The organism is Streptomyces pactum, assembly GCF_002005225.1.
Lineage (GTDB): Bacteria > Actinomycetota > Actinomycetes > Streptomycetales > Streptomycetaceae > Streptomyces > Streptomyces pactum_A.
Map to the genome: position 1 here is coordinate 8180119 of NZ_CP019724.1, position 12463 is coordinate 8192581.

Below are 12463 nucleotides of genomic sequence, written 5' to 3' on the forward strand. Positions count from 1 at the left end.
TCCCCGCGGCGTCAGCCTGGTGTGAAGCGCACCGGTGTCCCGGCCGTGGCCTGGGCGGCCGCCGCCAGGGCGGGTTCCGCGACGACCGCGACGACCGGGTAACCCCCCGTCGTCGGATGGTCGTGCAGGAAGATCACGGGGCGCCCGTCCGGCGGAACCTGCACGGCTCCCAGGACGATGCCCTCACTGGGCAGTTCCCCCGTCGTCGCCCGTTCCAGTGGCGGTCCCTCGGTGCGCAGCCCGATGCGGTTGCTGTGCGGGGAGACCCGGTAGGTGACCGAGGTGAGGGTGCGCAGTGCGGACGGGGTGAACCAGTCGGCACGGGGGCCCAGGCGTACCGGCAGGACCAGTTCGCCGGGCGGTCCGGGCCAGGGGACGGCGACGGCCGGCGCCACCGGCCGTGCCGGGGTGCCCACCCGGACGACGTGCCCGGCCCGCAGGGGCCCGGGGCCCAGCCCCGAGAGCAGGTCCGTCGAGCGGCTGCCGAGGACGGGTTCGGTGGTGATGCCCCCCGCCACCGCCACGTACGAGCGCACGCCCGCGGTAGCCGTGCCCACGTTCAGGACCGCGCCCGCCGGTACCCGCACCGGAGCGCCCCAGGCCACCGGCCGCCCGTCGACGGTCACCGGGCAGTGCGCACCGCCGACCACGGCGGTGACGGGGTGGTCGGGCCGCAGCGCGCAGCCGGTCAGGGTGGTCTCCAGGACGGCGGCGTCCGGATCGTTGCCGAGCAGCCGGTTGGCGAGCCGCATCGCGGTCGCGTCCAGTGCCCCGGAGCGCGGCACTCCCAGGTGTGCGTGGCCGCGCCGGCCCGAGTCCTGCACCGTGGTGAGCGCGCCGGCCCGCACGGTCGTGAGCTTGGCCGTCATGTCGTGCCCCCCGCCGCGGTCAGGGCGTCCGCCGTCACGAAGCGCACGCGCGCCCCCGGGGTGAGGAGCGCCGCCCGCTCCCGGGTGGGGTCCCACAGCGGTCCCGGGTCCGGCATGGTGCCGATCAGTTGCCAGCCGCCCGGCGTGGCGCGGGGATAGACGGCGCTGTAGGGGCCGGCGAGTGCGACCGCGCCGGCCGGGACCCGGGTCCTCGGCGTGGTCCTGCGGGGCACGTGCAACTCCGCGGGAAGTCCGGTGAGGTAGGCGAAGCCGGGTGCGAAACCGCAGAACCCGACACGGTAGGTGCGGGAGGTGTGGCGTGCGGCGACCTCTTCCGGGGCGATCCCCCACAGTGCCGCCACGTGTTCCAGGTCCGGCCCGTCGTAGCGCACCGCGATGTCCACGACCTCCCCGTCGTCGGGGGCTCCCCGCGGTACCTCCCATTCGGTGAGCCCGCGGGCCAGGGCCTGCGGGTCCGGCACGCCGTCCAGTAGGACGGTCCGGGCTCCCGGCACGATCTCCTCCACGGGCGGCATGGTCCCGGCGGCGCGCCGGCGCAGCACTTCGGCGTGGAAGGCCGCGGTGCGCTCGGCGTCGGGAAGTTCGACGAGGAGCGCGCGGCGGCCGGCGGGACGGACCGTGAGGGACCGGCTCCGCGTCACGCGAACGCCCCGATCCCGACCCCCGACGCCTCCAGCGCCGCACGCACCCGCGCCGCGATCCCGGCTGCGCCGGGGGTGTCGCCGTGCACGCAGAGGGAACGGGCGGCGACCGTGACGGTCGTACCGTCCACGGCCTCGACCGCGCCCCGCACGGCGAACGCCAGTGCCTGCCGTACCACCGCGTCCTCGTCCGTCACCACGGAGTTCGCCTCGCGGCGGGGGACGAGGGTGCCCCGCGCGGTGTAGGCGCGGTCCGCGAAGGCCTCGGGAACCCCGGTGAGCCCCGCCTCCCCGGCGGCGTCGAGCAGCCGCGAGCCGGGAAGGCCGAGCACGGGCAGCGCACCGCCCGCGAGCCGCACCCCGGCCACGACGGCACGGGCCTGCTCGGCATCGTGGACGGTGCGGTTGTAGAGCGCGCCGTGCGGCTTCACGTAGGCCACCTCGGCCCCGGCGGCCTCGGCGAACACCCGCAGCGCGCCGATCTGGTACGCCACCTCGGCCGCCAGTTCACCGGCGGGCACGTCCATGGCCCGCCGTCCGAAGCCCGCCAGGTCGCGGTAGGACACCTGCGCCCCGATCCGCACCCCGCGCTCGGCGGCGAGCTCGCAGACGCGACGCATCACCGAGGGGTCGCCCGCGTGGAAACCGCAGGCGACGTTGGCGCTGGTGACGACGGCGAGCAGGGCGTCGTCGTCGGTGAGGGTCCAGCGGCCGAAGCCCTCACCGAGATCTGCGTTGAGGTCGATCACATCCTGAACGTAGACGATTGTTGAACGATCCGACAAGAGGTCGTGTTCTCGGGTCACGGCGGCGCCCGGAAATCCACCCCTTGTTAGATCGTTCAACGATCGCTAGGGTCCGTGCATCTGCCATGCATCTGTCACGCATCTGGAGCTATGGTCCCGGGACCTGTGAGGTCACGGCTCCGAAGCTCCCGGATCCGTGCCCTGCCCCCTCCTGCCTGAAGAAGGCCACCGAATGATCGTTCTCCTCGGTGTGGTCGTGGTGATCCTCGGATTCGTCACGCGCCGCAACCCCGTCCTCGTGGTGGGTGTCGCCGGTATCGTCACCGGACTGCTCGGCAAGATGAGCCCGCCGGAGGTCCTCGCGGCCTTCGGCCGGTCCTTCGCCGACAGCCGCTCGGTCACCGTCTTCGCCATCGTGCTCCCGGTGATCGGCCTGCTGGAGCGCTACGGACTGCGCGAACAGGCCCGCCACCTCATCGGCCGCCTGGGCAGGCTCAGCGCCGGCCGGTTCCTCACCGTCTACCTGCTGGTCCGGCAGGTCACCGCGGCCTTCGGTCTGAACAGCATCGGCGGCCCGGCACAGACCGTACGGCCCCTGGTGGCCCCCATGGCCGAGGCCGCCGCCGAACGCTCCGCGGGGGCCAAGCTGCCCGACCGCCTGCGCGAGAAGGTGCGCTCCTACTCGGCGTCGGCCGACACCGTGGGCGTCTTCTTCGGCGAGGACTGCTTCATCGCGATCGGCTCCATCCTGCTGATCACCGGCTTCGTGAACTCCACCTACCAGCAGCACATCGAACCGACCCAGCTCGCCCTGTGGGCGATCCCGCTCGCCGTCTGCGCCTTCGTCATCCACGGTGCCCGGCTGCTGCTCCTGGACAGGCAACTGGAGCGCGAGATGGCGCTCGCCGCCGCCGAGCACGACCTGCCGCTTCCCGAGGGGGCCGACAAGTGATCAAGGTCGAATGGCTGTACTGGCTGATAGGCCTCGTCTTCGTCGTCATGGCCGTGCAGATGGCCGCCGACCGCAGCAACCCCAAGCGGTGGACGTCCGCCGCGTTCTGGGGCCTGCTCGGGCTCACCTTCCCCTACGGCACCGGTGTCGCCAACGCCACGGCCCACAACGGCGACTGGACCCTGCCCGCCGAACCGCTCGGCGTCGCGGTCCTCGCCCTGATCGGACTCGCCGGGTTCAACTTCCTCGGCAAGGGCGTCCCGGTCACCACGACCGCCGAGCAGCGCGACGCCTCCGCCAAAAGGCTCGGGAGCAAGATCTTCGTTCCCGCCCTCACCATCCCGCTCGTCGCCATCGTCTGCGCCTCCGTGCTCGACGAGTCCGGCCTGTTCGAGTCGGGCAAGGCCACGCTGCTCGGGCTCGGCCTCGGATGCGTCGTCGCACTCGTCGTCGGCATGCTGGTCACCGGTGAGAAGAGGCTCTCCGTCCCGATCCACTCCGGCCGCTCCATGCTGGAGGCGATGGGCTCCGCCCTGGTGCTGCCGCAGCTCCTGGCCGTACTCGGCTCGATCTTCGCCGCCGCCGGAGTCGGCACCCAGGTCGGCGACATCGTGAACGACGTCCTGCCGGACGACTCCAAGTACCTCGCCGTCATCACGTACTGCGTCGGCATGTTCCTGTTCACCGTCATCATGGGCAACGCCTTCGCCGCCTTCCCCGTGATGACGGCGGCGATCGGCTGGCCCGTGCTCATCCAGCAGATGCACGGCAACGAGCCCGCCGTCCTCGCGATCGGCATGCTGGCCGGGTTCAGCGGCACGCTCTGCACCCCGATGGCCGCCAACTTCAACATCGTCCCGGCCACCCTGCTCGAGCTCAAGGACCAGTACGGGCCGATCAAGGCACAGCTCCCGACGGGCATCGCGCTACTGGGCTGCTGCACCGTCATCATGTCGCTCTTCGCCTTCTGAGCCGCCACCGCGGCCCCCTCCTCCGCACCGGCGTACGCCCGACCCGCAAGGAATGTCCATGACCCGTGTCCTCATCACCGGCTTCGCGCCCTTCGGCGGCGCGAGCGTGAACCCGTCCTGGCAGGCGGCCTCTCTGGTCGCCGCCGAACCGCCGACCGGACTCAGCGTCACCGCCACCGAACTCCCCTGCGTCTTCGGGCAGTCCCTCGACGTACTGCGCGACGCCGTCCGCGCCGAAGGCCCCGACCTGGTGCTGTGCCTCGGCCAGGCGGGCGGACGCCCCGGCGTCACCGTCGAACGCGTCGGCCTCAACGTCGACGACGCTCGCATCCCCGACAACGCCGGCCGGCGGCCCGTCGACGAACCGGTGGTCCCCGGCGGCCCCGCCGCGTACTTCTCCACCCTCCCCGTCAAGGCTTGTGTCGCCGCGATGCGCGAGGCCGGAGTCCCCGCCGCCCTCTCCAACACCGCCGGCACCTTCGTCTGCAACCACGTGGCCTACGGCCTCGGCCATCTCATCGCCACCGAGTTCCCGCACACACGAGGCGGCTTCGCGCACGTCCCCTGGGCCCCGGAACAGGTCACCGACGGCACCGCGCCGTCCCTGCCGCCCGCCACCGTCGCCCACGGCCTGCGCGCCCTGCTGGCCACCGCCGCCCGCACACCGGCGGACCAGGACCTGAAGGTCACCGAAGGAGCCACCCACTGATGCCGCTCGGTACCTACGCGGCCCCCTTCGCCGGGCTCGCCCTCGCCAACATCACCCGCGAGTACCCCAACTTCCCCGCCCACCTGATCGCCTCTCCCGACGAGCCACGCGCTCCCCGCGCCCTCCACCCGGCCTTCTACGGTGCCTACGACTGGCATTCCTCCGTCCACATGCACTGGCTCCTGGTCCGGCTGCTCCGCCGCCACGGCGGAACACCCGCCCTGCCGGACACCGGGCCGGCCGTCGACGTACTCGACCGGCACCTGACCCCCGCCAAACTCGCCGCGGAAGCCGCCTACCTCCGTGACCACCCCTCGTTCGAGCGGCCCTACGGCTGGGCCTGGCTGCTCGCGCTCGCCGCCGAGTGCCGGGCCCTCGCGGGCGAGGCGGGTGCGCGCAGGGCCTTCGCGGGCGAGGCGGGTGCGCGCTGGACCGCGGCCCTGGCACCGGCCGTCGCAGCCGTCGACCGGCTGCTGGCCGACTGGCTGCCCAAGGCGACGTATCCCGTACGCCACGGCAACCACCCCAACAGCGCCTTCGCGTTGCCCCTCGCACTCGACTCGCGAGAACTGACGGCCGCGACCGACCGTGCGGTACGGGAACGCCTGCTGACCTGGTTCGCCGACGACCACGACGCACCGGCGCACTGGGAACCGTCGGGACAGGACTTCCTGTCCCCAGCGCTGAGCGAGGCCGACGCGATGCGCAGGGTGCTCCCGAAGGAGCGGTTCGCCCAGTGGCTCGACCGCTTCCTGCCCGCGCTTGGCACCGGCGCCCCCTGCCCGCCGCTCGACGTACCGGTCGTCTCCGACCGGGCCGATCCGCAGATCGGCCATCTGCTCGGCCTGACCCTCAGCAGGGCGGCCGCGTTGCGCTCCCTCGCCGACGCCCTGCCCGACGGCTCGGTCCGCACTCGCCTGGCCACGGCGGCCGAGGCTCACCTCACGGCGGGACTGCCGGCGGTGGAGCGCGGCGACTTCACCACCGATCACTGGCTGGCGACCTTCGCGGCGCTGGCACTCGACCCTGTCACCGGCGGCTGACACCGGTCGTCGGGCCCGGGCTCGGGGGGTACTAGACGAGACGGAACGTCTCGTCTAGACTCTTGTCCGTCGGCAGGAGGACGGGGCTCCCGTTCCGCCTGCCGCACCCTCCCGTCCGCCCAGCGAAGGACCGCCCTTGCACCCTGCCCCCGTCGGCACCACCGTGGCTGCTTCCTCCCTCACCACCTCCCAGATCGCTCTCGCGGAGGTGACCAAGCGCTATGGCGACCGCATCGTGCTGGACCGCGTCTCCTTCACCGTCCGCCCCGGCGAGAAGGCCGGGATCGTCGGGGACAACGGCTCCGGCAAATCCACTCTCCTACGGCTGCTCGCGGGACAGGAGCCGGTCGACAACGGCAGCCTGACCGTCTCCGCGCCGGGCGGGATCGGCCACCTGCGCCAGACTCTCGACCTGCCGGACGCCACGTGCGTCGGCGATGCCGTGGACCACGTACTGGGCGAACTGCGCGCCCTGGAACGCCGCATCCGGCACGCGGAGGAGGCGCTGGCCGCGGCGGGCCCGGCCGAGCTCGCGCACTACGCCGCGCTGACGGCCGAGTTCGAGGCACGCGGCGGACACGGAGCGGATCGCCGTGTCGAAGTGAGCCTGCGCCGACTCGGCGAGCAGGCGTCCATAGACCGCACGCGCCCGCTCGGCACCCTCTCCGGAGGTCAGCGCTCCCGGCTCGCGCTTGCCGCCACCCTGGCATCGGCCCCCGAACTGCTGCTGCTCGACGAGCCCACCAACGACCTGGACGACGAGGCCGTGGCCTGGCTCGAAGGACGCCTGCGCCGCCATCGGGGCACGGTGATCGTGGCCACGCACGATCGGGCGTTCCTGGACCGCGTCACCTCCACGGTGCTGGAGGTGGACCACGATCAGCACACGGTACGGCGCTACGGCAACGGATACGCCGGCTATCTCGCCGCCAAGTCGGCCGCCAGGGCCCGGTGGGTGTGGGAACACGAACAATGGAATGTCGAGGTCGGCAGGCACAGACACCTGGCCGAGTCCGGTATCGGGCAGTTGGCCGAGATCCCCCGCAAGGGCCCGTGGGCGTTCAGCGGCGCCGGGGCGTTCCGGGCGCGCTCGCGGTCCCACGGTGCACAGAGCCGCATCCGGAACGCACGCGAGCGGTTGCAACGGCTCACGGACCACCCCGTGCCGCCGCCTCCGAAGACGCTGCGGTTCACGGGCCGCGTCGACGGCACGCCGACCGCAGCGGACACGGCGACGGCCGTTCACCTGGAAGGCGCCCTGGTCGAGGGGCGATTGTACGTTCCGTCACTGCGACTGGCCCCCGGTGACCGGCTGCTCGTCACCGGACCCAACGGCGTCGGCAAGAGCACCCTTCTCCAACTGCTGGCAGGGGAACTGCCCCCCGACGCCGGTGCCGTGCGCCGGCCGCGGCGGGTCGGGTTCCTGCGTCAGCAGAGCCCGCCCGAAGCCGCCTTCGACGACCGGACGCTGCTCGCGGCCTTCGCCGCCGGCAAGGCGGGGCAGCCGGACGAGTACGCCGACGTACTGCTCGCGCTCGGTCTGTTCCACGCCGCCGACCTCGCGGTTCCCGTACGGGCGCTGTCCGTCGGGCAGCGCCGCAAGCTCGAACTGGCCCGACTCGTCACGGCCGGCCCACTCGACGTGCTGCTGCTCGACGAGCCGACGAACCACCTGGCCCCCTCCTTGGTGGAGGAGGTCGAGTCGGCCCTGGCCCACTACACCGGCACGCTGGTCGTGGTGACGCACGACCGACTCCTGCGGGAACGCTTCCGCGGGTCGCGTCTCGAGCTGCCCGTGGCGGGCGAGAAGACCCGTCGAAACTGACGACCTTCTCGTCAAGCGCTCGGAGGGAGTTGCCCGCGCAGCCACTTCGGGTCGGGGTTGACATGCGGCCGGCCCGCCACCACGACGGTCGGCACGGTCTCGTCACCCTCGTTGGCGGTTCGGACCACCGCGGCGCCGGCCGGGTCACGCCAGATGTCGACCCAATGCAGCCGACGGGCGCCGCGGCCCAACCGGAACCGCAGGCGCAGACAGTACGTGCAGCCCGCCCGCCAGTAGACGACGGGTCGGCCGTCGACCGCGCTCCGGCGCTGTGCCTCCGCGGCTCCGACCGACCGGGGGAAGGCCAGCGGCGAGTGCAGACCCGCGAGCAGGACGAACAAGAGCACAAGTGCAACGGCGACACCGCGGGAGCCGTCGACGAACAGCGTGGTCGAGACGAGAACGCCCGAGACCACGAACGACATCGGCAACATCCACGCGCGCATCATGCCGGTAAAGACTAGGGGAAGTCCGCGGCGGCGGAGAGGCATGGTCGGGGCCGGTGACCACCCGCGACCGCGGCCTGTCCTCGGATCCGGCGTCCGCCGGGCACCCGCGGACCGGGGCGCCGGGGCCTCACGACCGAGGTCACTCTCACGAACAGCAAGGTGAACAAAGGGAGTTGGCATCGATCCTGCCCGTGGGCTACGTTGTGCGGCGATGACTACCGGGACGGCATTGCGCCACACACGGATTGGCGACCCGGCGCTCCTCTGAGCGCCGTACGGGTCGGTACGGACCCGCTGTCGGATCAAGGATCCCGCGCCGCGGCGCGGGCTCCGCCTCCTGTCGTGTTGAGCAGAGCTCGACACGTCAACCACGACAGGAGAAATCATGCCCACCAAGACGCTGCACATTCCCACCGCGGACGGCCGGGCCGACGCCTTCGCCGCCTTCCCCGACCACGGCGAGCGGCACCCGGCGGTGCTCATGTACTCGGACGGCTTCGGCATCCGGCCCGCGTTGCGGGAGATGGCCCGCGAACTCGCCGGGCACGGCTACTACGTGCTCGTCCCCAACGTGTTCTACCGGCACGGCCCGGCTCCGGTGATCGAACTTCCCGAGCGCATCGGTCAAGAGGTCCGGCCGGCGGTCTTCGCCCAGATCATGTCCATGATCGAGGCGCACAACGTCGAACGTGTCCTGAGCGACGCCGACGCCTACCTCGGGTATCTCACCACCCAACCCGAGACCGGCGCCGGACCGGTCGCGGTGACCGGCTACTGCATAGGCGGCCTCCTGGCGGTGCGCACCGCTGCGGCTCACCCCGGCCAGGTGGCCGCCGTCGCCGGATTCCACGGTCCCGTGGGCGCCGACGGGCCCGACGGCCTGCGGGGTCTCACCGGCGAGGTCTACCTGGGGCACGCCGAGTCGGACGTGACGCCGGAGGCTCTCGGTGAGCTCAACCGGGCCTTGGACGCCGCGGGGGTCGACTACACCTCCGAGATTTACCCCGGCACCGTGCACGGCTTCACCATGTCCGACACCGAGGCCTTCGACCCCGACGCGCTGCGGCGCCACTGGGACCACCTGCTGCCCCTTCTCGGCCGCACCTTGACCGGGGGCTGAGACGTCGGTCGGCGGACGCCCTTGCGTACCGGTCGCGGATCGACGCTGCGGACCCGCAACCCGGGCGCATGGCGACCATCGCGCATCATTGCAACGAGGAGACTCTGAGTTCGTTGCGTTAAGTTGAGGCATTGCAACGAACTACGGGCATCTGTCTGCGCTTATATCGATCGGACGCAATAAATCGATTGCGTCGTACATGAACGCAACGTAGCGTTTCCAGCACGGAAAACAGTGGGGCGAAGGTCGCGCAGTACGGGAGACGCGACCTTCGCTCCTGGGCCGGCAGGGGGCGCATGATGGATACAGCACGGAGTCGGCGGCGGATGGCACCCGGCGCCCTGGCTTCCTTCGTTCGCTTCGTGCTTTGCGGCGGCGGAGTGGGAGTCGCCTCCAGCTTCGCCGTGACGGCCGTCGCCGTCTGGATCCCCTGGGCACTGGCCAACGCCCTGATCACCGCGGGCTCGACCCTCCTCGCCACTGAGCTCCATGCCCGCTTCACCTTCGGCGCCGGCCGGTGCGCGACCCGGCGCCAGCATGTGCAGTCGGCCGGGTCGGCGGCGGCCGCGTACGCCGTGACCTGCGCAGCGATGTTCGCCCTGCATCAGCTGTGGGCGGCACCCGGTGCGATGCTCGAGCAGGCCGTCTACCTGTCCGCCTCCGGCCTCGCCGGTGCCGGGCGGTTCGCGGTGCTCCGCCTCGTCGTCTTCGCCCGGAATCGCCCGCGGGCCGCGGCCGCCGTCTCCACCGCCCGCCCGGCCCACGTGGCCGTGGCCCGAGACCCCGCCCCGACCGCCCCCGCGGTGCTCTGCCGTGCCGCCTGACCGCTTCACCGGGCGGCACACCGTCCCGGAGCGGCGACCGCGTCACGGCGACGGTCCGCCGCCGCGCAGTGGTGGTTGACCCGCGCGAGACGAACGGGGCCGGCGGCAGTCGGGGCCCTCGGCGCCGCCCGTCCGGCCGCCGGTGTTGCCCGCCGTCGGCGGACCGGCCCGTGATCCACCCAGGTGTCGCTTTATGGTTACTCAATGCAATTCGTCCCTAAATGGGTCCTGTTCTCGTCGGGGTGCGCGCCCGTCCTGCTGATCGGAGGCTGGACGGGCGCGGCACTTTTCGAAGGGCGTGCCTATGATCCCGCCACTCAAACGATCAGCACCCTGGGGGCCTACGGAGCTTCCGGCTTCTGGGTGATGACGGCGGCGTTCCTGGCCTTGGGCGCCTGTCACCTGCTGACCGCTTGGGGACTGCGGACCGCTGCCACCGCCGGACGCGTGGCGCTGGGCGGCGGTGGTCTCGCCGCGCTGGCAGTGGCACTGCTTCCCGCACCGAGCAGCGGGGGTTCACTGCGCCACGGCGCGGTGGTGGTGGTCGGCTTCACACTCCTGGCAGTGTGGCCGGTACTTGCCGCCAACGGTGGTGCAGCCGCTCCCTGGACGCTGCGGCTTGCGCCCTCGATCACGATCACCACTCTGATGGCCGCCGGTGGAGTGTGGTTCCTGATCGAGATGCAGCTACACGGCAACGCCGGCGTCGCCGAACGCGTCGTGACGTCTGTCCAGTCGGTGTGGCCCTTCGCGGTCGCCGCCTCCAGCCCTCACCACGCCGAGGAACGGGCCGAGCAGACGGCCGGTCCCGCGCCCTGACTGGACAACCGCGCGCGCCGGCCGACTCGGTGCCGCTCGGCACTCAGCCTCCGTGGGACTCGCCGTGTCAGGAACGGTCCGCGTGCTCGGTCCGGTCCGACCGGCTGATCGACGAGTACCGGGCCGAGGTCTGCCCGGTGCTGGTGGATGGTGGCATTCCGTTCTTCCGCGGCGTGAGCGCCGGGTGGATCTCGGAACTCGTCGAGACACGCGCCTTGGGCCCGAGAGTCGTCTACCTCCGCTAACGCGTGGCGCGTCAGCCGGCTCGCCCGCCGAGCCCGGGTTCTCGTGGGGCGCTGTCAGACCCCTCCACTACTGTGCGGCCATGTCGAAACTTCGTACTGATCGCAGGCGCGTGGCTCGGAGCGTGGGCGTGGGATGACGTGGTGCCCACGCTGCGTGCGGCCGGCCACGGCGTTCACCCGTTGACGCTGTCCGGCCTCGCCGACAAGAGGGGCCTGCCTGCTGGGCAGCAGACTCACGTCAGGGACATCGTCGATGAGGTCGAGCGCCTCGATCTGCGCGATGTCGTGCTGGTCGGGCACAGCTACTCGGGAATCCCGGTCGGTCAGGCCGCCGAGCGGATCGGCGACCGGCTGGCGCGCGTGGTCTTCGTCGACTCCAGCGTTCCGGCCGACGGCGAGTCGTTCGTCTCCACCTGGTGGGAGGGCCCGGCGAAGCTGGCAGCCGCCCTCGCCGGGAACGGCGGCTTCTGGGCACCGCTGACCAAGGCCGACTGCGACGGTCAGGGCCTCACCGATGAGCAGACCGCCCGGCTCGTGGACGGTGCGACGCCGCACCCGGGTGCCTCCCTGGCCGACCCGGCCGTGCTGGCCCGGCCGCTCGGCGAGCTTCCGGCGACGTACATCAAGTGCCTGCTAGACGGTGCCGAGCCGAGCGACGACGTGGTGAGGCTACTGGCCGGCGAGCAGTGGCGGCTGGTCGAGCTGAACACCGGCCACTGGCCGATGTTCTCCCAGCCGGACGGACTGGCGCGGATCCTCCTCGACACGGCCTGGTAACCCCCTTGCTATGGTGCGCCGATGTCACTGATCAGGCAGTTCCAGGTCACCTTCGACTGCGCGGAACCTGAGCGTGTCGCCCGCTTCTGGTGCGAGGTGCTGGGGTATGTCGTATCGTCGCCCCCGCAGGGGTTCGCCACCTGGGACGAGTTCGACCGCTCCCGGCCCCCTGCGGATCAGGGTGCATGGTTCGCCTGCAGTGATCCCTCCGATACGGGCCCGCGCCTGTTCTTCCAGCGCGTTCCCGAAGGGAAGGTGGCCAAGAACCGGCTGCACCTCGATGTGCGGGTCGGCACCGGGCTCGTGGGCGAAGAGCGCCTCGCCACGCTCGAAGCCGAGTGCACACGACTGGTCGCGCTCGGCGCCGTACGCGTGCGACTCCTGTACGACGGCAACGATTCGTGCATCGTGATGCAGGACATCGAGGGCAACGAGTTCTGTCTCGACTGAGC

At 71.8% G+C, this 12463-nt stretch carries 14 protein-coding genes and 1 pseudogene; 11 read left to right on the forward strand and 4 right to left on the reverse strand.

What is annotated here, in order from left to right:
* Positions 1–11: 11 nt before the first annotated feature.
* From B1H29_RS35465 to B1H29_RS35475, 3 genes are read right to left on the reverse strand one after another with little or no spacing between them, the layout of a single operon-like run.
* On the reverse strand, positions 12–869 hold the full coding sequence (locus B1H29_RS35465; RefSeq protein WP_055420082.1) for a biotin-dependent carboxyltransferase family protein: 858 nt from the start codon (positions 867–869) through the stop codon (positions 12–14).
* A complete protein-coding gene (locus tag B1H29_RS35470) occupies positions 866–1531 on the reverse strand; it encodes a 5-oxoprolinase subunit B family protein (RefSeq protein ID WP_055420081.1) in 666 nt (221 codons plus the stop codon). Before B1H29_RS35470 ends, B1H29_RS35465 begins: the two co-directional genes overlap by 4 nt.
* Positions 1528–2280, reverse strand: coding sequence for a LamB/YcsF family protein (locus B1H29_RS35475; protein ID WP_055420080.1), 753 nt, complete (start codon positions 2278–2280; stop codon positions 1528–1530). The genes B1H29_RS35470 and B1H29_RS35475 overlap by 4 nt, the downstream gene beginning before the upstream one ends.
* Before the next feature lie 229 nt (positions 2281–2509).
* Between B1H29_RS35475 and B1H29_RS35480 the strand changes: the two genes are divergently transcribed.
* From B1H29_RS35480 to B1H29_RS35500, 5 genes are all read left to right on the forward strand, one after another.
* Entirely contained in the window at positions 2510–3229 is a 720-nt protein-coding gene (locus tag B1H29_RS35480; protein ID WP_055420079.1) for a DUF969 domain-containing protein, read from the forward strand.
* Positions 3226–4200, forward strand: a complete 975-nt coding sequence (locus tag B1H29_RS35485) for a DUF979 domain-containing protein (protein ID WP_055420078.1) — start codon at positions 3226–3228, stop codon at positions 4198–4200. The genes B1H29_RS35480 and B1H29_RS35485 overlap by 4 nt, the downstream gene beginning before the upstream one ends.
* Before the next feature lie 58 nt (positions 4201–4258).
* Positions 4259–4909 (forward strand): pyroglutamyl-peptidase I, encoded by a 651-nt coding sequence (pcp, locus tag B1H29_RS35490; protein ID WP_055420077.1) that lies wholly within the window; start codon positions 4259–4261, stop codon positions 4907–4909.
* On the forward strand, positions 4909–5952 hold the full coding sequence (locus B1H29_RS35495) for a DUF2891 domain-containing protein (protein WP_055420076.1): 1044 nt from the start codon (positions 4909–4911) through the stop codon (positions 5950–5952). The genes pcp and B1H29_RS35495 overlap by 1 nt, the downstream gene beginning before the upstream one ends.
* A 163-nt stretch (positions 5953–6115) precedes the next feature.
* Positions 6116–7777, forward strand: a complete 1662-nt coding sequence (locus B1H29_RS35500) for an ABC-F family ATP-binding cassette domain-containing protein (RefSeq protein WP_055420856.1) — start codon at positions 6116–6118, stop codon at positions 7775–7777.
* 11 nt (positions 7778–7788) lie between these two features.
* On the opposite strand, the gene B1H29_RS35505 is transcribed toward B1H29_RS35500, so the two are convergent.
* Positions 7789–8226 carry a glutaredoxin domain-containing protein gene (locus B1H29_RS35505; protein WP_055420075.1) on the reverse strand — a complete coding sequence of 146 codons (438 nt, stop codon included), beginning with the start codon at positions 8224–8226 and terminating at the stop codon, positions 7789–7791.
* Positions 8227–8611: 385 nt separating this feature from the next.
* Between B1H29_RS35505 and B1H29_RS35510 the strand changes: the two genes are divergently transcribed.
* The 6 genes and pseudogenes from B1H29_RS35510 to B1H29_RS35535 all read left to right on the forward strand — a co-directional run bounded on the left by B1H29_RS35510 (position 8612) and on the right by B1H29_RS35535 (position 12461).
* Positions 8612–9346 carry a dienelactone hydrolase family protein gene (locus tag B1H29_RS35510; RefSeq protein ID WP_055420074.1) on the forward strand — a complete coding sequence of 245 codons (735 nt, stop codon included), beginning with the start codon at positions 8612–8614 and terminating at the stop codon, positions 9344–9346.
* Positions 9347–9645: 299 nt separating this feature from the next.
* Positions 9646–10170, forward strand: a complete 525-nt coding sequence (locus B1H29_RS35515; RefSeq protein ID WP_055420855.1) for a hypothetical protein — start codon at positions 9646–9648, stop codon at positions 10168–10170.
* A gap of 204 nt (positions 10171–10374) precedes the next feature.
* Positions 10375–10989 carry a DUF998 domain-containing protein gene (locus B1H29_RS35520; RefSeq protein WP_055420073.1) on the forward strand — a complete coding sequence of 205 codons (615 nt, stop codon included), beginning with the start codon at positions 10375–10377 and terminating at the stop codon, positions 10987–10989.
* 104 nt (positions 10990–11093) lie between these two features.
* Positions 11094–11234 (forward strand): annotated as a pseudogene (locus B1H29_RS40275) (dihydrofolate reductase family protein); the annotation flags it as partial.
* Positions 11235–11306: 72 nt separating this feature from the next.
* Positions 11307–12011: an alpha/beta fold hydrolase gene (locus tag B1H29_RS35530; RefSeq protein WP_055420071.1), complete on the forward strand. Its 705-nt coding sequence runs from the start codon at positions 11307–11309 to the stop codon at positions 12009–12011.
* 21 nt (positions 12012–12032) lie between these two features.
* Entirely contained in the window at positions 12033–12461 is a 429-nt protein-coding gene (locus B1H29_RS35535; RefSeq protein WP_055420070.1) for a VOC family protein, read from the forward strand.
* The last annotated feature ends 2 nt before the right edge of the window (positions 12462–12463 follow it).

Bases quoted from the DNA above. Each gene is read 5' to 3' on its own strand.
- B1H29_RS35480 (WP_055420079.1), top strand. From the start codon at position 2,510: ATGATCGTTCTCCTCGGTGTGGTCGTGGTGATCCTCGGATTCGTCACG.
- B1H29_RS35465 (WP_055420082.1), bottom strand. From the start codon at position 869: ATGACGGCCAAGCTCACGACCGTGCGGGCCGGCGCGCTCACCACGGTG.
- B1H29_RS35515 (WP_055420855.1), top strand. From the start codon at position 9,646: ATGGATACAGCACGGAGTCGGCGGCGGATGGCACCCGGCGCCCTGGCT.
- B1H29_RS35510 (WP_055420074.1), top strand. From the start codon at position 8,612: ATGCCCACCAAGACGCTGCACATTCCCACCGCGGACGGCCGGGCCGAC.
- pcp (WP_055420077.1), top strand. From the start codon at position 4,259: ATGACCCGTGTCCTCATCACCGGCTTCGCGCCCTTCGGCGGCGCGAGC.
- B1H29_RS35495 (WP_055420076.1), top strand. From the start codon at position 4,909: ATGCCGCTCGGTACCTACGCGGCCCCCTTCGCCGGGCTCGCCCTCGCC.
- B1H29_RS35520 (WP_055420073.1), top strand. From the start codon at position 10,375: ATGCAATTCGTCCCTAAATGGGTCCTGTTCTCGTCGGGGTGCGCGCCC.
- B1H29_RS35505 (WP_055420075.1), bottom strand. From the start codon at position 8,226: ATGATGCGCGCGTGGATGTTGCCGATGTCGTTCGTGGTCTCGGGCGTT.
- B1H29_RS35535 (WP_055420070.1), top strand. From the start codon at position 12,033: ATGTCACTGATCAGGCAGTTCCAGGTCACCTTCGACTGCGCGGAACCT.